Genomic DNA, 22,552 nt, shown 5'->3' on the forward strand with positions numbered 1-22,552 from the left:
AACGGGGAGATACACGCGTGAGCTTGGTATTATCCCGATACCTCAAGGATTTCAGTGCCGAGCAGGCGCCACCTTCCGACGTGGCGGACATGCCATTCGGCGAGACAGCCTTTGTTCCGGATAGTCCGGTAGAGCCGCCGGTTGATATCGAGGCGGAGCGCCGCGAGGCATATGCGGAAGGGCACGAGGCGGCCACGCAGGAACTGTCTGAGAAGCATCAGGCTGAGCTCGATGCCATGGCGGACTCGTTCCGCAATGAAATCGATGCCCTCCGAGCGCGCTACGAGGAGCAGGCAGCGGAAAGGATTGCGGCGGACATGACGCGTATGGCGGCGATGCTCGGCCAGGCGATCAGCGCGGAAGCCGCCGCGGCGCTTGCACCGATCATGACCGAAACGCTGACCGCCAGCGCCGTCGCCGATCTTGCCGATCTGGTCAAGGCAGCGATCCTCGACGGCAGCGCCGGCCCGATGGTGGTCAGTGGGCCGCATCATCTCTTTGAAGCCCTTCAAGACCATCTCGGCGACGATGGCGCTCTCCTGCGCCACGTCGAAGCGCCGGATGTCGATCTCGCCGTTACCATCGGCGATAGCGTTCTTGTGACGCGCATGTCCGCCTGGGCCGCCAGTCTGAGAGAGATTCTGAAATGAGCGACGGCGATCAAAATCAGGGCAAGCACGAGATCATCATCGTCAAGCGTCATGGCGGCGGCGATCACGAAGGCGGCCACGGAGGCGCATGGAAGATCGCCTATGCCGACTTCATGACGGCCATGATGGCATTCTTCCTGGTGATGTGGCTGGTGAACGCTGCAAACGAGGAGACGAAGGCCTCGGTCGCCTCCTATTTCAATCCGATCAAGCTTGCCGATGAGAAGCCGACGGAGAAGGGCGTCAAGAAGCCTGTGGACCAGGCTGAAGGCGAGAAGAATCAGCAGAAGTCAAATCAGCCGCAGGACAGACCGAACGACGGCAAATCCGCCAAGACTGGCGAAGACCTGACGTCCACCTCCGGCGACCAGACGAACTACTCGGAGGCCGACTTCTTCGAGAACCCCTATTCGGTCCTGGCGGAAATCGCACAGGAAGTCGGTCAGCAGGCCAATGTCAGCGCCAAGGGTGAGGGCGGTGCCGCCCAGTCGGGTCCGGCCACGGGCGCGGACGGCGGTCAAGCCTATCGCGATCCATTCGATCCGGATTTCTGGACCAAGCAGGTCAAGGTCTCCAGCGCGTCGAAGAATGCGAACGAGGAACAGTCCGCCAAGTCGGATCAGTCGCCAAAGGGCGAAGTCATCGCACTTTCCAAGGCAACCGCGGCCGATACCGGCCAGCCGGCCAATCAGCTGCAGACCCCCGAACAGCAACCGACGGTGAGCGAGCAGCAGGCATCCGGCGCGCAGCAGCAGAACAATCGGGCAGGGAAGTCGGCACAGACCGCGAGCGCCGCCGGGCAAAGCGATGCCTCGACCTTCGAGGACAACGCCGCCGTGGCGCAGGGCAAGAGCACGACGCCGACCAAGGCGCAGCAGCAGGAAGCCAAGGAACTGCAGCAGGCGATACAGTCTGAGATCAACGGTGTCGCGGGCCAGCTGGCCGAGGGTCTGCAGGTTACGTCGACCGAAGGCGGTCTGTTGGTGACGATCTCCGACCAGAGCAACGATCCGATGTTCAACATAGGCTCCGCCGTGCCGCGCCGGGAAATGGTGATGGCTATGGAGAAGATCGGCAAGATCCTGGCGGAGCGCAAGGGATCGATCCTGGTCCGGGGTCATACCGACGGCCGCCCCTATATGGTTGGCGGCCGCAACGACAACTGGCGGCTGTCGCTCGACCGCGCCCAGAGTGCCTACTATATGCTGACCAGCGGCGGACTGGATGAGAAGCGGATCGTACAGGTCTCCGGCTTTGCAGACCGGCGCCTGAAATTGCCCGACGATCCCTTCAACGACGCCAATCGCCGTATCGAGATCCTGATTGCGAACCCGTCGAGCCAGGCGTCGAAAGACCAGGCACCTCCCGATACCCAGAACCCCGTGAAGCCCATTCCGGGCAAGGGCAAGTCAGGTCAAGGCAAACAGGGATAGTCCATGGCGCGCAAACAGCATCGTCATAGCCTTGTGCTCGCGCTGACCTTCGGCATGCTCGTGCCGGGTGGTGTTCGCGCCGAGGGGCAGGACGTCCTGCCACTCTACAAGATGCTGCGCTCGCTCGAATTCATCCAGGATTCCGTCGTCGCAGGCGACAGCTCCGCCGGTGAAATGCAGCGTTTCATGCTGGCCACCATCGATGAGCGCCTGCGCAATGTGGACAAGGCGGTCTTCGACGACGACCGTAACGTCGATGCTGCCCTGATCTACACGATGAGCGGTGGCAATCCGGCAACGCTCGAATATCTGATGTCGCGCGACGTCAATGGCAATTTCGACAACCGGGTTGCCGACGTTCTCAGGAAGTATCTGAACGGCAAGGGTCTTCTGGTCGTCAACACGCTCGCCGACATTGCCAGGGAATATCGTGACAAGCCGATCGGCCCCTACCTCGCACTGGTTGCCGGCAATGTGATGTCCGGAAAGAACCCGACGGCGGCCTTGAAGCTTTATGACTGGGCGCGTTTGACCGCGCCGGGGACGATCGTGGAGGAATCGGCACTTCGACGTTCGCTTGCCCTGTGCACCGATGCCGGGCTGGTGCCATCAGGGCTCGAATACGCGCGGCGCTACACGAGGCGCTTTCTGCATTCGCCCTATGCAAGCCAGTTCGCCGATCTTTTCGTGCAGCTGGTCGTCGATCACGACTCCGCTGTCAAACAGCAGGATATCGTCGATATCCTCTCCTTCATGGATCCTCCCAGGCAACGGGAAATCTATCTGCGTATGGCACGCCGTGCGGCGATCGCCGGCAAGTCCGATCTCGCGACGCTCGCGGCCGGTCGTGCCCAGGCGATATCAAACGACGGCAGCGACGCCTTCGGCGCATTGGCGGGCTTCTACGGCGGGGTTGCGGGCGTATCCACGCCAGCTTTGCAATCGGCGGTCAACAATCTCGACCAGATGCCTGCGGGTGAACTGAACGCGGAGGATCGTGCGTTGCGCGATGCCGCCAAGGCGGTGGCGCAGGAGATTCTACGCGCACCCGACCCCGCAAGCCTCGGGCAAGGCACTGTTCCTAACCTGCCCAACCAACAGAGTACTGAACACGATGCTGCTGTGACGAATCAACCGGGAGGCCAATTGCCCGGCACGGCGGGTGTTGAGGAGGGAGCCGCGGCAAGCGCTGCTCTTACCCCGGAGGGAGGGCGGCAGGAGGCCGACCCTTCGTTCAACGCATTCGTCACGACGAGCCGTTCGAAGCTTGATGCGATCGACGGCATGTTGAAGCAGGAAAGTCACTGATCATGAACGACATCGGTATATCCGGCGCCTCTTCAGGGGTGGATGTTCTTGCTTCCTCCAAGGGTGCGCGCCCGGGAAAACAGGATGACGGCAAGGGATTTCTGGATGCGCTGACCGGCTCACTCGGCAACGGACGTAACACGTCCGGGACGAGTGCCGGCACGGACGCGAAAGCCGCTGCCGATATGAACGGGAATGCGGACACCGGGAAGGCGGCATCGGGCGATCAGGCGCCTGACGCTCCGGCTCCCAGCACTCCGGCTATCGATGAAAGCATCAATGCCGGGGCTGGAATGATCGATACTTCCGCCGCCGATCTCGCCAATCTTCCCAGCCTTCCCAAGGGCGCCAAGCTCGGGCAGGGTGCCGGGACGGCGACCCTCTCTAAATCTCTGATAGAGCTTCAAAAAGCCATTTCGGCCGGTTCCGATACCGACCCGGCCGCGGCAACGACCGATCCGACCGCAGCGACGACTGATCCAGCTATGCCTTCTCCCGAGGCGCGTGACGTGCCGGCGCAGCCCAAGGTCCTGGATCAGTTTGCGGATATGGCGCAGCAGCTGGTCGAGGTGGCCGCAGCCGCTGACCAGCCGGCGCCAGCCGAAGGTGACGGCAAGGCACCGGTCGTAAAGGGCGGCAAAGGCACCTCGACGACGGATGACGGTAAGTCTTTACTAACGCAATCCGCCCATGCGGCTGGCACGATCTCTGACGCCTTGTCACTCCTCAACGCTCCGCAGACCGTTGCCGCGGTGCAAGGCGTAACGGTCCCAGATAGTCAGGCTGCAGGCGGCGATACGAAGGTTCAGGGAGCTGTGCTCGGCAATGCGGCGCTGACGCAAGACTCGTCGGACAATACGGCGGCGTTGCCTAGCGACGGCAATGGAGCGGATGCGGCGCAGACCTTTCGGCTGACACGCGCAGACGGGCGAGGCGGCGCGCTCGACATGTCGATCACCAAGAATGGTCACGACGCGGCAGATGTCAATGTGGCGGCCTCCGCGAACGGCGATGGGCAGGCGGTCACAGTGCTCGAAAGTCGCCGCTATCTGGGCCTGACCGCCAGCCCCAACTCGGCGCTCGTTGCCGGTTCGCTTGCCGGCGATCGCGAATGGTCGGCTGCGATGCAGCCGGGCTCGGCGCTCTCCAACGCAGCAAGCTTGACGAGCACCGGCAAGGTCGTCAACACCCTCAAGATCCAGCTGCGTCCCGACAATCTCGGCGATGTCACGGCCACCATGCGGCTCTCCGGCGACCAGTTGAGCGTCGACCTGAAGGTGCAGACGGGCGAGGCCTACAGACAGCTCCATGCCGATCAGAGCCGCATGGTCGATGCGCTGCGGGCTCAGGGCTATCAGGTCGACAGCATCACGGTGACCATGGCTTCGAATGCGGATCAGCAGTCCGACAGCGGCAGCCGGCAATCCGGATCGGGGCAGTCGCAACAGCAATCCCTCTTGAACCAGGGGCAAGGCGGCGATGCACGTCCGAAGGGCCAGAACTATTCGGGACAGCAGGCAAATGGCAATGACGGCAATCGCAGCTCGGGTGAGCGCGGCGTGGAAGATGGCGCTGCTGGCAACGCTCAGCGTTCTCGCTCTGGCGCAGTTTACCTGTGAGGCGTTCGCATCCGGAAACGCGACGCCACCCGACAACGGTGCGGCCGGCCTCTGCGAACGTGAAATTCAGTCGGCCGCCGCGAAATACGGAATACCGGAAGGAATTCTTTACTCGGTCGGGTTGACGGAAACGGGACGCAAGGGTTCGCTCTATCCTTACGCCCTCAATATTGAAGGCCGGCCGGTCTTCCCGCCGTCCGAAAATGCCGCTCTGCAAGCTTTCGCCGCAGCGCGACAGAACGGCGCAAAGCTTATCGATATCGGCTGCATGCAGATAAACCAGTATTTCCACGGCGAGAATTTTCCCTCTGTTGCCGCTATGTTCGATCCTCGCAGTAACGTCGAGTATGCCGCAAAGTTTCTCCGCAATCTCCATGACCAGCATGAGACATGGACGATGGCGGTAGCTAGATACCATGCCGGTCCGAACAATAACCCCGCCCAGAAGGTCTATGTCTGTCGCGTGATCGCCAATCTGGTTGCCACCGGCTATGGAAAATGGACGCCCAACGCGGCGACCTTCTGCCAGGACTAGACAACCTATAGGTTGCATACCCCTTCCGGTTAGCCGTCACTAACTCTTTCGATGGAGTTGACAGTCGCGAGATGGCCTGAATTACATATATTAATAATGTAATAACTAACTACTTTTTTATCGGTGTAAATTGCCGAGCACCTACTATATCTAGTGCAAATCGCCCCTCGAAAGTTAATCAATTATTAATTCCCGTCACTCATTTCCGACAGTTGTTCGTGATTCGCCCGATTCGTACCCATAGTTCATCGAAACACCACACTGATTCGGAGGCGGACGAATGATCGTAGTGGTTGATGAGCGAGAGCTTGTTAAAGACGGATATACTTCACTTTTTGGACGGGAAGGCATCCCATCCACGGGATTTGATCCTCGCGAATTTGGCGAATGGGTCACGACGGCGGCAGAGGGCGATATTGCGGCAGTCGAAGCATTTCTGATCGGGCAGGGACAGCACGTATACGAGCTTCCCAGGGCGATCCGTGACCGGACGATGGCACCCGTCATCGCGGTCAGCGATCATCCCTCGCTCGAATCGACTCTTGCGCTTTTTGATTGTGGCGTCGACGATGTGGTCCGCAAGCCGGTGCATCCGCGGGAGATCCTGGCACGGGCCGCGGCAATCCGCCGTAGGCTCAAGGCAATCACCAACTACACCGATATTGGCGCGATTCGCATCTTTGCCGATGGTCGCGACCCGGAAATCAACGGTGATGTTTTTGCATTGCCGCGGCGTGAGCGGCGCATCCTGGAATACTTGATCGCCAATCGCGGCCGCCGGGTGACCAAGACGCAAATCTTCAATGCGATCTACGGCATCTTCGATGAGGAAGTCGAAGAAAATGTGGTGGAGAGCCATATCTCGAAGCTGCGCAAGAAGCTGCGCAAGAAGCTTGGTTTCGATCCGGTCGATTCCAAGCGCTTCCTGGGTTACTGCATCGATTGGAGCTGAAGCTCCCGATCCTGCCTCCAGTCAGTTGAATTCAAGCAGAAGCCCGAGAATCCAGCGATTCTCGGGCTTTTGCTTGAGCAGTCGTCAGGCTGTGTTTTCTTTCTAAGGTGCGTCGTCTCTTACCATTTGCCGTCTCGTTGATGCGCGGGCGGATGCAAGGCGACGCTCTTCGAAAAGTCGCCTCGCGACGAATGACTTTTCCTCCTCTCAGACAGCTTCACGCAAGGCCCGCCACCTACTCTCAGTCGCAAGAAGGAAAACGAGGATTCCAGATGAGCATTTTCGGTAGCATGAAAACCGCGGTTTCAGGGATGAACGCACAGGCGAATCGTTTGGGGACCGTTTCGGACAACATCGCCAACTCCAGCACGACAGGCTACAAAGAGGCGTCGACGAGCTTCTCCTCGCTCGTGCTGCCTTCTTCCGGCGGCAGCTACAATTCCGGCGGCGTGGAGACTTCGGTTCACTATGCGATTTCGCAACAGGGCAACGTGTCGGCCACCACTTCGAGCTCCGACCTTGCAATCCAGGGTAACGGCTTTTTCGTCGTTCAGAGCGCGGCGGGACAAACGTTTCTGACCCGCGCCGGCGACTTCTCGCCCGATGCCAGCGGCAACCTGGTCAATTCCGCCGGCTTTACGCTGATGGGCTATTCCGCCGCCGCTGGCTCCCCTTCGGTTGTTGTCAACGGCTTTGGTGGCATGGTGCCGATCAATGTGACCCAGAGTGGCGTAACAGCGGTCGCAACGACGACCGGCACCATGTCGGGCAATCTCAATTCCAATGCCAAGATCGCCACCAGCAGCGCGACCGGATATCTGCCGTCCGAAAACCAGGCGCCGGTCACCACCGACACGAGCAAGGCGTCGATCACAGGCTACGACAGTCAGGGCAACGCCGTCACCTTCGACGTCTATTACACCAAGACTGCGGACAACACCTGGGATGTCTCGATCTACAACAAGGCTGACGCCGCTTCGGGTGACACGCCGTTCCCCTATTCTTCAGGCCCCGTCGGCAGCACGACCCTGACGTTCGACAGCAATGGCGCGCTGACATCGGGCGGGACGTTCGACGTCACCTTCGGATCCAACTCGCAGACGATTGCCATGGATATGACCGGCTTCTCCCAGGTAGCCACCGATTTCAGCGCCACCGGCAAGATGAACGGTCAGGCTCCCAACCCGGTGACGAGCGTCACCGTCGGTAAGGATGGCACTGTCAACGCCGTCTACAAGGACAGCTCGACCAAGGCACTCTACCGCATTCCGCTCGCCACCGTGTCAAGCCCGGACAATCTGACCGTGGAAACCGGAAACGTCTATTCGGCGAATGGTGTGTCCGGCGTAACGGTCAGCGGTTGGCCTCAGAGCGGCGGGTTCGGTTACATCCAGTCCAACGCACTGGAGGAATCCAATGTCGACCTCGCAACCGAGCTGACGAATATGATCGTATCGCAGAAGAGCTACACCGCGAACTCGAAGGTCTTCCAGGCCGGTTCCGATCTTCTCGACGTTCTCGTCAACCTCCAACGTTAAACTCCAACGTTAAAACGGATAGGGTATCGAGTCAGTCATGTCGCTCACAACAGCACTCAATAACGCACAGGCGATATTCAACAATACCGGCGCGCAGAGCAGCGTCGTATCGAACAATATCTCCAATGCTAGCAACGCGGATTATTCGCGTCGCCAGGCGATGCTGACGACCGACATGTCTGGCGCGCAGGTGGTGAAGATCGCTCGCGCCGATGAGCCGGCGCTGCAGAAGGCCTATCTCGGCAACGCGTCGGCCGACGCTGCGCAACAGCTGCTTCTGAAGGCCTATAACAGCCTTCAGTCAGCGACGATTGGCGGCAACGACAACGAGACCGCACCTGCGACCTACCTGTCTGCCTTTCAGACAGCGATGCAGACTTATGCGGGGTCGCCGTCCAGCACCACGGCGGCTCAATCCGCCATCAATGCGGCTCAAAGCCTTGCCACCGGGCTCAACGACGCCACGACCGTGGTGCAGAGCACCCGGGCCGATGCCGACAAGCAGATCGCGTCCGATGTCGATACGCTGAACGGTCTGTTGAATCAGTTCCAGACGGCAAACGACGCGGTCAAGTCCGCGACGGCAACCGCCGGGCCTACATCGAGCGCGGTCGCCGATGCGCTCGATCAACGCGATTCCGTCTTGAAGCAGATCTCGCAGATTGTCGGTGTGACGACGGTGACGCGCGCCAACAACGACGTGGCGCTCTACACCACAAACGGTGCGACCCTCTTCGAGACCATTCCGCGCTCGGTGACCTTTACGCCGACGAATTCCTACACGGCAGGCACTCCCGGCAACAATGTCTACATCGACGGTGTTGCATTGCCTGCGGGTCAGGGCGCCGCCACCACGGCGCAGGGTAGCCTCCAGGCGTCGTTGCAGGTTCGAGACGACGTCGCTCCGACCTACCAGAAACAACTCGATGAAATCGCGCGCGGTCTGGTAACGGTCTTCTCGGAGAAGAACCAGACGGATCCTACCGCAGCGGCGCAGACCGGTTTGTTTACCTGGAGCGACGGCACTGTTCCAACCAGCGCATCCGTCGTCACGGGTATGGCCGGCTCGATCACCGTCAACCCGGCATTGATCGCGTCGCAGGGCGGCAATCCGAACCTCCTGCGCGACGGCGGTATCAACGGGACGGACTATGTCGTCAACGCCAGCGGCGATAGCGGTTATTCCACCCAGCTGGATGCCTACATCACCGCCATGAACACGAAGATGGATTTCGACTCCACTGCGGGCTCCGACACCAGCGCCAGCCTCATGGATTACTCGTCCAGCTCTATCGGCTGGCTCGAGGGGCAGCGCAGCGCGGCGACGACGGCGGGTGAAAACACGTCTGCGGCACTGTCGCGCTCCTCAAGCGCCTATTCAAACGCGACCGGTGTCAATCTCGACGAAGAGCTGACGCTGATGATGGATATCGAACAGTCCTACAAGGCTGGAACCAAGATATTGAATGCAGTCAACGAGATGCTTCAATCGGTACTGGATATTGCGAGCTAAGCCATGAAACTTTCTTTCATTTCGAGCACAGCCATTCAGAACTCCATGCGTCAGACGATCCGTCAGGCGCAGAACGAGATGACAGATGCATCGACTGAGGCCACGACAGGTACCTATGCGGATATTGGCGTTTCGTTGGGCAGCGGCACGACGCAGAACGTTAATCTGACGAGGGAAGTGACGCGCATCGATTCGATCCTCAGCAGCAACTCGATCGCAAACCAGCGAATGACGTCGTCGCAGACTGCCTTGAGCGATATGAGCTCTCAGGCACAGAAGTTCATGGATCAGCTGGTGGCGCTGCGCGGCAATACCGACGGTAGTAGCGTGTCGCTGACGCAGCAGACGGCCACGGCGACCATGTCCAGCTTTATTGCGGACGCCAATACCATGGTCAACGGCGAATATCTTTTTGCCGGCACCAACACCGACGTGCAGCCCGTGACAGACAACTCCGCGGCGGCGACCACCGCGATCCAGACAGCGTTGACGCAGTATGCCACGGACAATGGCACAACCGTTGACCAGCTCAGCGGCGCCCAGATGAAGGACTTCATCACGACCATTGTCGAGCCGATGGTCACGTCCGACAGTAGTTGGTCCAGCTGGTCGAGTGCGTCGGATCAGAACATGACCAACCGGATTAGTAACTCTGAAGTCATCGATTCGTCGACAAATGCGAATTCGTCGGGTATGCGCTATCTGGCACTCGCAACGACCGTTGCCAATTCGCTGATGAGTACGACGCCCAGTCTTGGTCAGGATGCATTGAATGCAGTCACCGACCAGGCGACCAGCTATGCGCGCCAGGCGATCGACGGACTTAACACCCAGGCGAGCCAGCTCGGCCTCTCTCAGTCGCGCCTGACGGATGCAAACACCGCTCTGAATGCCCAGAAGACCATTCTCAATACCAATATTGGCGACCTGACGGGAGTGGATCCCTACGAGGCTTCCACCAAGGTCAATAGCCTCGAGACGCAGCTCCAGACCGCTTACACCATCGTCTCGAAGATCCAACAGTTAAGCCTTGTAAATTACCTTTGATGATCAAAGGGAAGTAATGACCAGGAAGGATGCATGAATGTATCAGTTCTCATATGCGGAAGTCATGCAGGATGCAGTGGCCGACGCCAAAGAGCGAGAACGACAAGTTCTGGACCGGTCGATTGCCCTTCTCTCTGCGGCCCGTGATGCGGGGAAATACGGCCGTGAAGCGATTGAAGCCCTGTTCTATACGCGGCGCGTATGGGTCAGCTTCGTCGAGGACCTGAAAAGTCCGGAGAACCAGCTCAATGTCGAACTGCGCGCCAACTTAATTTCGATCGCCATCTGGATATTGAAGGAATGCGATCGGATCCGGCGGCGCCAGTCGGAAAACTATCAAGGCATCATCGATGTCACCACCATCATCAGGGATGGACTTAAATGAAAAGTACGCTTCGCATATCGCTTAAAGCCGGGGAAAAGATCTTTATCAATGGGGCTGTTCTGCGTGTCGATCGCAAGGTCGCCCTGGAATTCCTGAATGATGTGACCTTCCTCCTTGAAAACCACGTGCTTCAGCCAGAGGACGCCAACACCCCGCTGCGCCAGCTCTATTTCATCGCGCAGATGATCCTCATCAATCCCGAAGGCAAGGAACAGTCGACGACGATGTTCCGCAAGTCGATCGTTATGCTGCTGTCCTGCTTCCATAATGAGGAAGTGCTGGCCGAGTTGAAGCGTATCGACGGCCTCGTGGCCACCGGCCGCGCCTTCGATGCATTGAAGGCGATCCGCGGGCTCTATCCGGTCGAGGACAATATTCTGAATAATCAGGAGATGCCCGCGGCCACGATCGAACACATTCGCCGGGAGATTGCTCCATGGCAGCGGTAGATGCCGTCAACAGCAGCACGAGCGGTTCCTCCAAAACCGCTGCCGCAGCCTCGGCGAGCGCCACCCTGAATTATAACGACTTCCTGCAGCTCCTCATCGCACAGATGAAGAACCAGGATCCGACCTCTCCGATGGATGCCACCCAGCAGATCTCACAGCTTGCCAGCTTCTCTCAGGTCGAGCAGCAGATCCAGACGAACTCACACCTCGAAACGGTGTTGCAGAACCAATGGATCTCGCAGGCGTCCGACTATATCGGCAAGCAAATCCAGAGCGCCGACGGCAAGGTCACGGGCACGATCAAGGAAGTAACCGTCTATTCGGACGGTGTTATCGCCCAGACCACGGCGGGCGACAAGGTCCTGATCCAGGCCGGTGTGACGATTGCCCCGGCTGGCACGGCCATTGATACGACGACATCATCGAGCGATACTGGCACCGGCGATTCGTCGAGTACGAACTAGAGCAGCAGCTTATGAGGAGCTGGCTGAACCTGAGGTGAAGATGTCATGAATGAAGCCGATGCATTGGATATCTTCCAGGCGGCGATCCGGACGGTGCTCGTGGCTTCCGGCCCGGCGGTTCTCGCGGCCATGATTGTCGGTCTGGTGATCGCCTTGATTCAGGCGCTGACCCAGGTGCAGGAGGCGACATTGACCTTCGTGCCGAAGATCGTCGCCGTCATGGTGACCATCGGCATCACGGCCCCTTTCGTCGGCTCGCAGATCTCGATCTTCACCAATCTTGTCTTTTCCCGAATCCAATCGGGCTTCTAGATCGGGGCCGGAGGCCGAAATGGCTTTCGGCTCATATGTTTCGCTGGCTGTAAGCCATTCTCGCACAAGCTTCGCCTCTTAAAGATCGGTTCGAATAGGGCAGGCGGATCAGCCGTTTGCCCCCTCTCATGAAGAGACGGAACCGGTCGATGGCACAACCACCCGCATTAGCACTCCCCAAAGCCAATCCAAGCGTTCGTGATATCGGGTTCGCCCTCGGTATCATGGTCATTCTTTGCGTGCTGTTCCTGCCGATCCCGCCGTTCCTGATCGATCTCGGGCTCGCTTTTTCGATCGCGCTTTCGGTGCTGATCCTCATGGTGGCATTGTGGATCAAGAAGCCGCTGGAGTTTTCGTCCTTCCCGACGATCCTTCTGATCGCCACGATGACGCGTCTGGCGCTGAACATCGCGACGACGCGTGTCATCCTCTCGCATGGCTATGAGGGGCATGACGCCGCGGGCGGCGTCATTGCGGGCTTCGCCAGCCTGGTGATGTCGGGCGATTTCGTCATTGGTCTGATCGTCTTCATGATCCTGATCACCATCAACTTCATCGTCATCACAAAGGGCGCGACGCGTATCGCCGAAGTCGGCGCCCGCTTCACCCTGGATGCCATCCCCGGCAAGCAGATGGCGATCGACGCCGATCTTTCGGCGGGCCTGATCGATGAGAAGGAGGCGCAGCGACGCCGTCGGGAACTGGAAGAGGAAAGCTCCTTTTTCGGCGCCATGGACGGTGCCTCGAAGTTCGTGCGCGGTGACGCGGTTGCCGGCCTTTTGATCACTTGCATCAATATCTTCGGCGGCATCATCATCGGCTATTTCCGTCACAGCATGCCGATCGGCCAGGCTGCGGACGTCTTCGTCAAGCTTTCGGTCGGCGATGGTCTGGTGTCGCAGATGCCGGCGCTGATCGTGTCTCTGGCCGCCGGCCTCCTCGTTTCGCGCGGCGGCACCTCCGGTTCCACCGATCAGGCCGTCATCAATCAGTTGAGCGGCTATCCGCGCGCGCTCGCCGTCTCGGCGGTCCTGATGGGCATTCTGGCCATCATGCCCGGCATGCCATTCGTGCCCTTCGTGTTCCTTGGCGGCCTGATGGCGGCCGGCGCCTGGTTCATTCCGCGCCAGGTCGAAGCCGAGAACAAGCTTCGCCGCGACGCCGAGGAGCAGAAGGTGATGCAGACGAAGGAGATGGAGAAGGATTCGGTCAAGTCGGTTCTGAAGACCGCCGAGATCGAGCTGGCGCTTGGCAAGATCGTCTCCACCCGCCTGCTCGGCGCCCATCAGGAACTGGCCTTCCGCGTCGGCAAGATGCGCAAGAAGTTCGCGACGCAATACGGCTTCGTCGTGCCGGAGATCAAGGTGATCGACGACATGGCCATCGCCGACAAGTCGTATCAGATCCGCATCCACGGCACGACGATCGCCTCCAACGTGCTGCGCGTCGGCGAAGTGCTTGTCGTCACCGGCGCGGGCCGCAAACCCACCGTTCCGGGCGATGACATCCGCGAACCCGCCTTCGGCATGCCGGCCGTGTCCGTTCTCGAAGCCTTCACGGAGGATCTGAAGCGCGAAGGCTTCCAGCCGATCGACAATGTTTCCGTCGTGCTGACCCATATGAGCGAGGTCATTCGCAACAACTTGCCCGCACTTCTGTCCTACAAGGACGTGAAGATATTGATCGAACGTCTCGATCCCGAGTACAAGAAGCTCGCCGACGAGATCTGCTCGTCGCATATGTCCTATTCGGGCTTGCAGGCGGTGCTGAAGCTGCTGCTTGCCGAGCGCGTCTCGATCCGCAACCTGCATCTCATCCTTGAAGCCGTGGCCGAACTTGCGCCGCACGTGCGCAAGACGGAGCAGATCGTCGAGCATGTCCGCGTGCGCATGGCGCAGCAGCTCTGCGGCGATCTGGCCGACAACGGCGTATTGCGAGTGCTGCGCCTCGGCAGCAAATGGGACCTGGTCTTCCACCAGGCGCTTAAGCGCGATCAGAAGGGCGAGGTCGTCGAGTTTGACATCGATCCGCGCAGCCTCGAGGAGTTCAGCGAGCAGGCAGGCAAAGTTATCCGTGAATATATGGACCGAGGCATGCCCTTCGTTCTTGTCACGTCGCCGGAAACGCGCTCCTATGTGCGCATGATCATCGAACGCTTGTTCGCGACACTTCCGGTTCTGTCGCATGTGGAATTGGCCAAGGGGATCGAGATCAAGATTCTAGGTTCCATTTCATGATATCTGACCCCCAGGGTACCATTCTGGCGCTGTTCGTCGCCTTCTGCCGCATCGGCGGCTGCATGATGGTGCTTCCGGGGTTTTCGTCGGGCCGGGTGCCGACGCAGATTCGGCTGCTTATCTCGGTGGCCTTGTCGATGGCGATCCTGCCGCTGCTCTGGAATACGATCTATCCCGAAGTGTCGAAGAGCGGCGCGAGCTATATAGCGTTGATCTTCACCGAAGCGATCATCGGTCTGATGTACGGCATGATGGCCCGGATCTATACGCTGGGCCTGCAGTTCGCCGGTACGGTCATATCAATGATGATCGGCTTCAACGCTCCGGCCGGCGCTGATATGATCGAGGATTCAAGCGAGACCTCGATGACCAGCCTCATCAGCTTTTGCGGGCTGATGATTCTCTTCATCCTGGATTTTCATCACTACGTTCTGCAGGCGTTGGTCGATTCCTATTCCCTCATTCCCTTCGGCGGGCATATCGAGCCTCGGACCGCGCTGATCTCCATTACGGACGCGCTGGAAGCAACTTTCTTCATCATGCTGCGGCTGGCGAGCCCTTTTCTGCTTTACGGCCTGATGTTCCAGATCTCGATCGGCTTCATCAACAAGCTGGCGCCGCAGATACCGATCTATTTCATTTCCACGCCCTATCTTCTGATGGGCGGTTTGTTCATGCTCTATCTCAGTATGGCGACGATGATCAGCCAGTTCTCCAATGCGTTCCTCACTGTTTTCAACGGGCATTAGCGGATGAGCGGAAAGGCTGCGCATCGCACCTTGGACGGGCTCGGGAACGCACAGACGGTGGGCAGGTAGGCCATGGCGGAAAGAAGTCGTTCTGAAAAACTGAAGCGCCTCGTCGCGGTGCAGCGGCATCTGGAACGGATAGCCGAAAACGAGCTTGCCGATACGACGCGTCAGCGCGACGATGTCACCGCATCGATGGAAAGGGTGATGGATGCGATCAGCTCCGCCGACCCCATTCATATGGCGTTCTCCATACAGTATGCCGACCGCTATGGCCGCCTGACGATCAGGGATCAGCAGCTTGAAGGCATTCAGGAGCTGATTCAGATGAAGGTCCAGCAGGAACGCACCAAGGCTGACCGGCTGGAAGAGCATATGAAGGACGCTCGGGAGCTCGAAACGCGCGAAGCTGACGATAATGCGGTCTACGACATCGTCGATCAGCACTTCGCCGCTGCAACGCCAGCCTCCAGCAAGGTTCAAAAACCATAATCACCGCGATCATGGAGCAGGATGTGCATCGTTGGGTTGCCCGCCTGCTCTGACCGTTTGATTCGACATGCCCTCCACGCGATCGATGCATCGTGTGTTTCCGGGGCATGCGATAGCAGAAGGAGACGTGACGTGGCTATTTCGCCTCCGAGTGATTTGGTTCTGGATGTCGTCAAGGCCGCCAATCCGACCGATGTCGAGGCCGCCCAGGCCAAGCTCGCCGCCAACAAGGCCGCTTTCGCCGCCACCAGCCTCGCCGAAAACGGCAATGGCTTCGGCGCGGCATTCGATGCCCTTAATAGCGCTGCAACCCAGGCCGGCCTCAGCAACGCCAATACCCACACTGGCCCGACGAAGGTACCACAGGTCTATCGCAAGTTCGAGGCCATGATGCTGCAGAATTTCGTGAAGAACATGCTGCCGAGCAGCGAGACGCTCTACGGCAAGGGTTCGGCTGGCGAGATCTGGAAAGGCATGATGGCCGAGCAGCTGGGCAACACGATCGCCAAGAATGGCGGCGTCGGCATCGCCGAAAAGATGTATCAGGAACAGGTCACCAAGATGCGCAATACCGGCGCCATCAATTCCGCGACCAATGAGAACGACAAGAAGATGGCCTTGAGCGCCGTCACGGATTTTCAGCGCAAGACGCTGGCCGCCGCTGACGACAATAGCGATAGCGATACCAGCATCACCAATCAGAACACGCTGACGTCCCAGAAAGCATAAGCGAGGTAATACCATGGAAGTGATGTCGCAAGACTATCGGATCAAATCGGTCCTTGGCCGCCTGGAGATGATTATCGATAACGAGAACAACCGGATCGGCACCGACCCGGAGTTCGATCTGAAGGTGTCGAACGCTCACAAGAGCCGCTGCCTCTACGAATTGTCGATGCTGTTTCGGGATACCGATCCGGCGGAACTCGCCGTCGCTCATATCGAGCAGCTTCATGGCCTGAAGAAGAAACTGGTTGTGAACGCGCGTCGCGTCGAGGCTCATCTCGAGGCCGTGCGCGCGGTCGCCGACATTCTGCGGAACGCGGTGCAGAACGCCGATGCGGACGGCACCTATTCGCAAGAGCAATTCCGCGTCCGTGAGGCTGGATGATCAAGCTCGTTCTCACCGGCCTGTGGGTCTGCGCCGTAACATTGGCCTCGGTCTATTTTTCGGTGCAGACGGCGACGGCGCCCGCGACCAGTCCTGACGATGCCAAGAAGGCACAGCAGGAACTGGTCAAGGGCGAATCGATCAATGTTCCCGTCATCGCCAACGGCCAGGTGACCGGCTATTTCCTGACCCGTATCTCCTTCATGATGGAGAAGGGCAAGGTAAACGCACTGCAGATACCCTTGCCGGAACTGACGACCGACGAGCTCTTTTCGCTGCTGATCGGCAACAAGGCGATCGATATCGCCCACGTCGAGAGCTTCGATGTCGCTGCCTTTCGCAGCGATCTGAAGAAGCGGATGAACGAACGGCTCGGCGGCGACTATGTTGCCGACGTGCTGATCGAACAGCTCGACTACCTCTCCAAGGAGGAAACTCATGGCGGCGAAAGCATCGGCAGGAAAACGGTCAAGCCGGTGAAGATCGTGAAGGATGCCACGACCGACAGCGCGACTGCTCACTAGATATCGGCTTGCCAAGGCGATAGCGCCGCCCCATCCGAGCGGCGGCAAACAACGATTTGCCGCCCGACGACAAAGTTAACAAACCCCTGACAATTTCAAGCAATTTAAAGGATTTATTCTAACGGAAGGTTGGAATTGCCTTGCTATAAGCACCTCCTGTGCATGCCTCTCTAGTTGCCGCGCCGACGAACGGCCGGGGAGGCGTGCCTTGTATCGCCGGCGCCGGATATGGTTGAGCGCTGCCGGCAGGAGGTTGTTGGATTGAATCCGGTCGCTGATTTTGCCGTACTCGCGTCACGCCGCATGATCTTCGATCTGCCGGTCTGCGATCTTGATTGGGAAGACGCGCTGACCTTCATCGATGAGCTCGCATCCCTGCCGGTCGGACATACCGCGATTTCCTTCGTCAATGCCCACAACATGCTGGTGATGCTGCGCGACGAGAGCTATCGCGAGGTTCTGGAGCGCAATCTCGTTTTGCCTGATGGCGTGGGTCTCGATATCGCCTCCCGGGTTGCCCACGGAGAGCCCTTTCCCGCCAATTTGAACGGCACCGATTTCGTACCGGCGCTGCTGACCTTCATGGAGCGGCCGAAGCGCATCGGTCTCGTGGGTGGCCGTCGCGCGATCGTCGAGAAGGCCGCGGAGAGAATGCGGCGACACGCGCCTTGGCATGAATTCATCGTCATCTCGGACGGCTTCTTCGATCCGGCGAGAAGCGACGCGGTAACCAGGGAAATCAGCCGACAGAAGATCGATGTGCTGATCGTCGGCATGGGAACGCCGCTGCAGGAAAAATGGGTTGCCGAAAATGTCGGTCCGCAGCATGCGCGGTTGGTGCTGACCGTTGGCGCGCTGTTCGATTTCTTTTCCGGAACGGTGCCGCGCGCTCCGGGGCTGGTACGCGCATTGCGCAGCGAATGGATGTTCCGCCTGCTGTTGGAACCGAACAGGCTGTGGCGGCGCTATGTCCTCGGCGTGCCGCTGTTCTTCTATCAGGTGATTCGGCACCAGTTCGGCCGCAAGGAGCGTATCCTTCGCGCAGAACCACAGGAAGCGCCGCAGCCGCTGCTCGTATCGCGAGATAAACTCGCGAGTTGATCACGCGCTGACGTGGCGTTAACCTTTTCTTTGGCATGAAAATTTAGAGTGGGTTAACCATTCGCATCGGTCCCCGACCATGCGCGCGAGATGACCTGCCATGTCGGAAAACAAAGCAAGGCTCGGATTTTACCCTGACGATGCGGAAGCCTTCGAGGTTTCGCGCCGGCCGCACCGGCGTGTCGCCTCCGATCGGGAAGACAATATACCCTCTGCTGCCTCCCATCTGCGTGCGGCCAACTCTGACGATCCACGCGATGCGGAGCTGCGCGCGATTCTGCGCAGAATGCTCCGCGGCGATCCCTATCCTGTCTCGGGTCGAAAGGCATTCGTGGAGGAAGGTGCGCAGCAGGCCCAGTCCCTGACCGAGCATATCAGCAGCATTCTGAGCCATCGCTACATCGACGAGCCGGTCAGTCATCCGTCATCGGAGGCCGACGTGGATCTGCTGGAATTCGTGCCCGACCTGCTCGATGGCGGAACCGGGCTGCCGGCTCAGACCGCCACACCAGTCTCGCGCGAGCAAATCCCCCCGCTGCGTCCTTGGACTTTTGGTGTTGGCTCCATCGGTTTTGTCATCGCAGCTTCGCTGGCGGGAGCGGCCATTCCGACGATGCTCGCGCCACCGCCGCTCTATATGTCGCAGACCGTCCTGCATGTTGAAGGGAAGGAGGGCCGCGCGCGCCAGGCATTGCTGGATGTAGCGGCAAAGCGCGCGGTCGCCCCTTCAGCCCTTTCCGACGTCGTCGCCAGGCTGAAGCTGGATCGCGATCCGGAATTTACCGGCAGCCGGGCGGGCGCTCTTGGCGTTGCCGTCGAACTCCTGTCCGGCAACGGCAATGCCTCCGATGCGCCGTCGCGCGCGCAAGCCGCTCTTCGCAAGGGCGTCGCCGTGAGCGTCGATGGCTCGGCCGGCCTCCTGCGCTTGGCTGTCACCACGGGCGATCCGGTCAGGTCCGCCGAGATCGCCAATCGGCTGGCTGTGGCCACGACGCATGATGCCGCCGTCGCGCAGGCGGCGGGAACACCAGCCGTTGGCGATATGGCAGCCGATAACAGTCGCAAGGAGCTCGAGCGTGCCTCGGCCGCACTCGCCGGCTTCAAGGCGCAGTATGGCGAAGACAGGATCGCGGCGGCACTGGCGTTGCAGGAGCAGCGGCAGCAGTTGGATGGCGACATCAAAGCGGCCGGTCTGGCAGTGCGTAGCGCCAAGGCGCGCGTTTCGGCGGTCAAATCCGCGACACCTGCTTCCGTCCTCGGCGGTGCATTGCCGGGCGATCTGGCATCGGCCGCCCTCGATGATCTGCGCAGCCGTTACAACGCCGCCAAGGCGCAGCTTACGCAGCTCTCGACGCAGCTTGGTCCCCGCCATCCCCGCCTGCTCGCGCAGCAGGCAACCGTCGATGATCTCACGGCCAGCATCCGCAGCCAGCTGCAACGGCTTGTCGTCAGCAGCGATGCAGCCTTGAAGACCGCCCTTGAAGACCAGCAGGCCCTTTCTGCGCGTATGACCGCTCTCAGCCAGAAGAGCGTCGATATTGACGTCGTCCGTCTCGCGCAATTGCAGGATGCCGTTGCCGCCGCGCAAAGCCGCTACGAGGCCGATCAGCAAAATCCCGTTATTGCTCCGCCAGAAGCCGGGGCGCCGTTGACCGTGGTGTCGCAGGCCGTCGCAGCCGCAGCGCCGCTGGACGACGGTCTTGTCGGCAATCAGGCGATCGGCTTCCTGGGAGGGCTCTGCCTGGCTCTTTGCCTGGTTTTCCTGCGTAAATGGCTTACTGGTGCCGCGCCGACGGAGGACGATACGGTCGTCGATGCCACCACCGCTCTTCAGCAGGATATCGAGCTGGAGTTTCCGTCAACGCACGATGCTCCCGACGAACCTGTTGCGACCCCTATGCCGGAAATGGGAAGCCAACCGGCCGGCGCCGATGAATGGACGCGTGTCCGTCAGGAACTGGCGTTCCTGCGTGCCAAGGTTCAAACCTATGCCGCGCACAGGCATGTCGGCCGCGGTTGATCGGCCCGCCGTTTTCTCCTTGCAATTACCACTTTCAGACACCATAGGGCGTTTGCAGGCAATTCGATCAGGCTGACGGCTTGTAGATTGCTGCCGAATTCATATCGGGAGACGAGCGTGACGACAGTGATCGACGGAAAGATTGCGGCGGCTTCGGTGATCGAGGCGGTGAAGGTTGCCGCCGGCGGGCTTGAGACGGAGACCGGTGTTAAGACCGGACTTGCCGTCGTCATCGTCGGCGACGATTCGGCCAGCCACGCTTATGTGAACTCCAAGAGCAAGATGGCCAAGGAATGTGGCTTCAAGTCCATCCAGCACACGCTGCCGGCGGAAACGACGCAGGAAGAACTCGCTGGTTTGGTACAGTCCCTGAACGAGGATCCGTCCATTCACGGCATTCTGGTGCAGCTGCCGCTGCCGAAGCATCTGGATTCCGATGCGATCATCCAGTCGATCCGGCCGGACAAGGATGTCGATGGGTTGCATGTGGTCAATGCCGGCAAGCTTGCGACCGGCGATCTCTCAACCGGACTGATCTCCTGCACGCCGGCCGGCGCCATGCTGTTGGTGCGGCGCATTCATGGCGAGGACCTGTCGGGGCTGAATGCCGTCGTCATCGGCCGCTCCAATCTGTTCGGCAAGCCGATGGCGCAATTGCTGCTCAATGCCAATGCGACTGTCACGACGGCGCATTCGCGCACCAGGGATCTGGCATCTGTGGCTCGCGGCGCTGATATCCTGGTGGCCGCGGTCGGCCGGCCTGAGATGGTCAAGGCCGATTGGATCAAGCCGGGCGCAACGGTTATCGATGTCGGCATCAACCGCATTGCCGCACCGGAGCGCGGCGAGGGCAAGAGCCGGCTGGTCGGCGATGTCGCCTATGCGGAAGCCTCGAATGTCGCCGGCGCCATCACCCCGGTTCCGGGCGGTGTCGGGCCGATGACGATCGCCATGCTGATGGCCAATACCGTCATTGCCGCCCATCGGGCAGCCGGAAAGCAGCCGCCGAAGTTTTGAGCCTGCGTCAGTCGGCCGGCGCGACGCCGGTCGAAGCACGAACGATCAGCTCCGTCTTCCAGAGTTCCTGCGCCGGAAACGTCTCGCTATGCTTGATCTCACCGATCAGGCGTTCGGCAATGCGTATGCCGGCGGCGCGCAGCGACGAGCGCGTCGTCGTCAGCGGTACGGTGAAGCTTTCCGGCTTGAGCAAGGTCAGCACGTCGTCATGGGCGATCAGCGATATATCCTCGCCCAGCTTTAGCTTCGCCTGGTTGATGGCGCGAACCGCGCCGAGCGCCAGCACGGTACTGGAACAGAGAACTGCCGTGGGGCGCTGTTCGAGCTGCAGGATGCGCTCCATCTCGAACAGGCCCTGCTCATCGGTCATGGCAGTGTGACTGACGCGGGCTTCGTCCAAAGCCAGACCCCACACGGCGAGCGCCGCCTCGACGCCGTTTTTCCGCCGAATGGCGAAATCGAGATAGATGGGGCCGTTCAACAGCGCAAAGCGCCTGTGCCCGAGCTGCAGCAGCAGCTTCGTGGCGTCATAGAACGCGGCTTCATTGTCGATGTCAAGGTAGGGATAATCCGGTTCCGAGCCGATGGACCGCCCATGCACGAGGAAGGGCATGGAGAGCGTCTTCAGCATTTCCAGGCGGGGATCGTGGCCGCGCATATAGTTGACGAACAGGGCATCGACATTGCCGCTGGCCGCCAGCCGCTTCAAGGCACCGACTTCGTCATTCGGATCCGCGGGCGTGAGCACGAAATGGAAATCGTGCCGCAGGGCCTCCTCGCCAAGCCCGGTCAGGAACTCGCTGAAATGTACGTCGGAAGAATTGCCTGGCGATGTCGGCATGACCAGCCCGATCGAGCCGGCCTTGCCCGTCGCGAGCCTTTGCGCCGCTTTGTTGGGCCGGTAGCCGGTTTCCCGAACCGCTTTGAGCACTCGCTCGCGGGTCTCGCGATTGACTTCCGGATATCCGTTCAAGGCGCGGCTGACTGTCGTCTGCGACAGCCCCAGCATTTGCGATAGCTGTTTCAGATTCACGTAATTCGGCTCCCAACTCCTCGCCCGCTAAGATGCCAACGTAACCTCCCGCGACGTCCACGG

Annotated in this window: 23 protein-coding genes; 22 read left to right on the forward strand and 1 reads right to left on the reverse strand. The window is 59.9% G+C overall.

The window, feature by feature from the left end:
- Window positions 1–17: 17 nt before the first annotated feature.
- The 22 genes from AB8B29_RS01155 (at window position 18) to AB8B29_RS01260 (ending at window position 21,456) form a co-directional block, all read left to right on the forward strand.
- Window positions 18–650, forward strand: a complete 633-nt coding sequence (locus AB8B29_RS01155; RefSeq protein WP_092575042.1) for a hypothetical protein — start codon at window positions 18–20, stop codon at window positions 648–650.
- Window positions 647–2,083, forward strand: a complete 1,437-nt coding sequence (locus AB8B29_RS01160) for a MotB family protein (RefSeq protein ID WP_037203276.1) — start codon at window positions 647–649, stop codon at window positions 2,081–2,083. The genes AB8B29_RS01155 and AB8B29_RS01160 overlap by 4 nt, the downstream gene beginning before the upstream one ends.
- A 3-nt stretch (window positions 2,084–2,086) precedes the next feature.
- Entirely contained in the window at window positions 2,087–3,391 is a 1,305-nt protein-coding gene (gene motC, locus AB8B29_RS01165; RefSeq protein ID WP_092575040.1) for a chemotaxis protein MotC, read from the forward strand.
- Between the two features lie 2 nt (window positions 3,392–3,393).
- On the forward strand, window positions 3,394–5,010 hold the full coding sequence (gene fliK / locus AB8B29_RS01170) for a flagellar hook-length control protein FliK (protein WP_092575039.1): 1,617 nt from the start codon (window positions 3,394–3,396) through the stop codon (window positions 5,008–5,010).
- Complete coding sequence (locus AB8B29_RS01175; protein WP_037203279.1) at window positions 4,958–5,545, forward strand: transglycosylase SLT domain-containing protein; 588 nt, start codon at window positions 4,958–4,960, stop codon at window positions 5,543–5,545. Before fliK ends, AB8B29_RS01175 begins: the two co-directional genes overlap by 53 nt.
- A 280-nt stretch (window positions 5,546–5,825) precedes the next feature.
- Complete coding sequence (rem, locus tag AB8B29_RS01180; protein WP_037203280.1) at window positions 5,826–6,497, forward strand: transcriptional activator Rem; 672 nt, start codon at window positions 5,826–5,828, stop codon at window positions 6,495–6,497.
- Window positions 6,498–6,769: 272 nt separating this feature from the next.
- Window positions 6,770–8,035 (forward strand): flagellar hook protein FlgE, encoded by a 1,266-nt coding sequence (locus AB8B29_RS01185; RefSeq protein WP_037203282.1) that lies wholly within the window; start codon window positions 6,770–6,772, stop codon window positions 8,033–8,035.
- A gap of 37 nt (window positions 8,036–8,072) precedes the next feature.
- Window positions 8,073–9,548 carry a flagellar hook-associated protein FlgK gene (gene flgK, locus AB8B29_RS01190; RefSeq protein WP_047555967.1) on the forward strand — a complete coding sequence of 492 codons (1,476 nt, stop codon included), beginning with the start codon at window positions 8,073–8,075 and terminating at the stop codon, window positions 9,546–9,548.
- A gap of 3 nt (window positions 9,549–9,551) precedes the next feature.
- A complete protein-coding gene (locus tag AB8B29_RS01195) occupies window positions 9,552–10,595 on the forward strand; it encodes a flagellar hook-associated family protein (RefSeq protein WP_047555963.1) in 1,044 nt (347 codons plus the stop codon).
- A gap of 37 nt (window positions 10,596–10,632) precedes the next feature.
- Window positions 10,633–10,980, forward strand: coding sequence for a flagellar biosynthesis regulator FlaF (gene flaF, locus AB8B29_RS01200; protein ID WP_037203287.1), 348 nt, complete (start codon window positions 10,633–10,635; stop codon window positions 10,978–10,980).
- Complete coding sequence (flbT, locus tag AB8B29_RS01205; RefSeq protein ID WP_037203289.1) at window positions 10,977–11,429, forward strand: flagellar biosynthesis repressor FlbT; 453 nt, start codon at window positions 10,977–10,979, stop codon at window positions 11,427–11,429. Before flaF ends, flbT begins: the two co-directional genes overlap by 4 nt.
- On the forward strand, window positions 11,417–11,893 hold the full coding sequence (gene flgD / locus AB8B29_RS01210) for a flagellar hook assembly protein FlgD (protein WP_037203290.1): 477 nt from the start codon (window positions 11,417–11,419) through the stop codon (window positions 11,891–11,893). The genes flbT and flgD overlap by 13 nt, the downstream gene beginning before the upstream one ends.
- Window positions 11,894–11,938: 45 nt before the next feature.
- Complete coding sequence (fliQ, locus tag AB8B29_RS01215) at window positions 11,939–12,205, forward strand: flagellar biosynthesis protein FliQ (protein WP_037203292.1); 267 nt, start codon at window positions 11,939–11,941, stop codon at window positions 12,203–12,205.
- Between the two features lie 149 nt (window positions 12,206–12,354).
- Complete coding sequence (flhA, locus tag AB8B29_RS01220; protein WP_037203293.1) at window positions 12,355–14,442, forward strand: flagellar biosynthesis protein FlhA; 2,088 nt, start codon at window positions 12,355–12,357, stop codon at window positions 14,440–14,442.
- Window positions 14,439–15,191, forward strand: coding sequence for a flagellar biosynthetic protein FliR (gene fliR, locus AB8B29_RS01225; RefSeq protein ID WP_037203295.1), 753 nt, complete (start codon window positions 14,439–14,441; stop codon window positions 15,189–15,191). The genes flhA and fliR overlap by 4 nt, the downstream gene beginning before the upstream one ends.
- Window positions 15,192–15,263: 72 nt before the next feature.
- Entirely contained in the window at window positions 15,264–15,683 is a 420-nt protein-coding gene (locus tag AB8B29_RS01230; RefSeq protein WP_037203296.1) for a hypothetical protein, read from the forward strand.
- Between the two features lie 132 nt (window positions 15,684–15,815).
- Entirely contained in the window at window positions 15,816–16,412 is a 597-nt protein-coding gene (locus tag AB8B29_RS01235) for a rod-binding protein (protein ID WP_047641009.1), read from the forward strand.
- A gap of 13 nt (window positions 16,413–16,425) precedes the next feature.
- Window positions 16,426–16,794, forward strand: coding sequence for a hypothetical protein (locus tag AB8B29_RS01240; protein ID WP_037203300.1), 369 nt, complete (start codon window positions 16,426–16,428; stop codon window positions 16,792–16,794).
- The gene (locus AB8B29_RS01245; RefSeq protein ID WP_037203301.1) at window positions 16,791–17,318 is read left to right on the forward strand and encodes a hypothetical protein; all 528 of its coding nucleotides are present in this window, start codon (window positions 16,791–16,793) and stop codon (window positions 17,316–17,318) included. The genes AB8B29_RS01240 and AB8B29_RS01245 overlap by 4 nt, the downstream gene beginning before the upstream one ends.
- Before the next feature lie 261 nt (window positions 17,319–17,579).
- Window positions 17,580–18,419 carry a WecB/TagA/CpsF family glycosyltransferase gene (locus tag AB8B29_RS01250; protein WP_037203344.1) on the forward strand — a complete coding sequence of 280 codons (840 nt, stop codon included), beginning with the start codon at window positions 17,580–17,582 and terminating at the stop codon, window positions 18,417–18,419.
- Between the two features lie 100 nt (window positions 18,420–18,519).
- Window positions 18,520–20,439, forward strand: a complete 1,920-nt coding sequence (locus AB8B29_RS01255) for a succinoglycan biosynthesis transport protein (RefSeq protein WP_092575037.1) — start codon at window positions 18,520–18,522, stop codon at window positions 20,437–20,439.
- Window positions 20,440–20,556: 117 nt separating this feature from the next.
- Window positions 20,557–21,456, forward strand: a complete 900-nt coding sequence (locus AB8B29_RS01260; protein ID WP_439006082.1) for a bifunctional methylenetetrahydrofolate dehydrogenase/methenyltetrahydrofolate cyclohydrolase — start codon at window positions 20,557–20,559, stop codon at window positions 21,454–21,456.
- A 7-nt stretch (window positions 21,457–21,463) separates the two neighbouring features.
- Here the strand turns inward: AB8B29_RS01260 and AB8B29_RS01265 are convergent, their stop codons facing one another.
- Window positions 21,464–22,489, reverse strand: a complete 1,026-nt coding sequence (locus AB8B29_RS01265) for a LacI family DNA-binding transcriptional regulator (protein WP_092572994.1) — start codon at window positions 22,487–22,489, stop codon at window positions 21,464–21,466.
- Window positions 22,490–22,552: the final 63 nt, after the last annotated feature.

This window comes from Rhizobium sp. 11_C7_N12_5, assembly GCF_051811145.1.
Taxonomy (GTDB): Bacteria; Pseudomonadota; Alphaproteobacteria; order Rhizobiales; family Rhizobiaceae; genus Rhizobium; species Rhizobium lusitanum.

Coding starts and splice junctions, on each gene's coding strand:
- AB8B29_RS01230 (WP_037203296.1), top strand. CDS start 15,264: ATGGCGGAAAGAAGTCGTTCTGAAAAACTGAAGCGCCTCGTCGCGGTG.
- fliR (WP_037203295.1), top strand. CDS start 14,439: ATGATATCTGACCCCCAGGGTACCATTCTGGCGCTGTTCGTCGCCTTC.
- AB8B29_RS01160 (WP_037203276.1), top strand. CDS start 647: ATGAGCGACGGCGATCAAAATCAGGGCAAGCACGAGATCATCATCGTC.
- AB8B29_RS01185 (WP_037203282.1), top strand. CDS start 6,770: ATGAGCATTTTCGGTAGCATGAAAACCGCGGTTTCAGGGATGAACGCA.
- flaF (WP_037203287.1), top strand. CDS start 10,633: ATGTATCAGTTCTCATATGCGGAAGTCATGCAGGATGCAGTGGCCGAC.
- AB8B29_RS01175 (WP_037203279.1), top strand. CDS start 4,958: ATGGCGCTGCTGGCAACGCTCAGCGTTCTCGCTCTGGCGCAGTTTACC.
- AB8B29_RS01195 (WP_047555963.1), top strand. CDS start 9,552: ATGAAACTTTCTTTCATTTCGAGCACAGCCATTCAGAACTCCATGCGT.
- rem (WP_037203280.1), top strand. CDS start 5,826: ATGATCGTAGTGGTTGATGAGCGAGAGCTTGTTAAAGACGGATATACT.
- motC (WP_092575040.1), top strand. CDS start 2,087: ATGGCGCGCAAACAGCATCGTCATAGCCTTGTGCTCGCGCTGACCTTC.
- AB8B29_RS01240 (WP_037203300.1), top strand. CDS start 16,426: ATGGAAGTGATGTCGCAAGACTATCGGATCAAATCGGTCCTTGGCCGC.
- AB8B29_RS01245 (WP_037203301.1), top strand. CDS start 16,791: ATGATCAAGCTCGTTCTCACCGGCCTGTGGGTCTGCGCCGTAACATTG.
- flhA (WP_037203293.1), top strand. CDS start 12,355: ATGGCACAACCACCCGCATTAGCACTCCCCAAAGCCAATCCAAGCGTT.
- flgD (WP_037203290.1), top strand. CDS start 11,417: ATGGCAGCGGTAGATGCCGTCAACAGCAGCACGAGCGGTTCCTCCAAA.
- flgK (WP_047555967.1), top strand. CDS start 8,073: ATGTCGCTCACAACAGCACTCAATAACGCACAGGCGATATTCAACAAT.
- flbT (WP_037203289.1), top strand. CDS start 10,977: ATGAAAAGTACGCTTCGCATATCGCTTAAAGCCGGGGAAAAGATCTTT.
- AB8B29_RS01255 (WP_092575037.1), top strand. CDS start 18,520: ATGTCGGAAAACAAAGCAAGGCTCGGATTTTACCCTGACGATGCGGAA.
- fliQ (WP_037203292.1), top strand. CDS start 11,939: ATGAATGAAGCCGATGCATTGGATATCTTCCAGGCGGCGATCCGGACG.
- fliK (WP_092575039.1), top strand. CDS start 3,394: ATGAACGACATCGGTATATCCGGCGCCTCTTCAGGGGTGGATGTTCTT.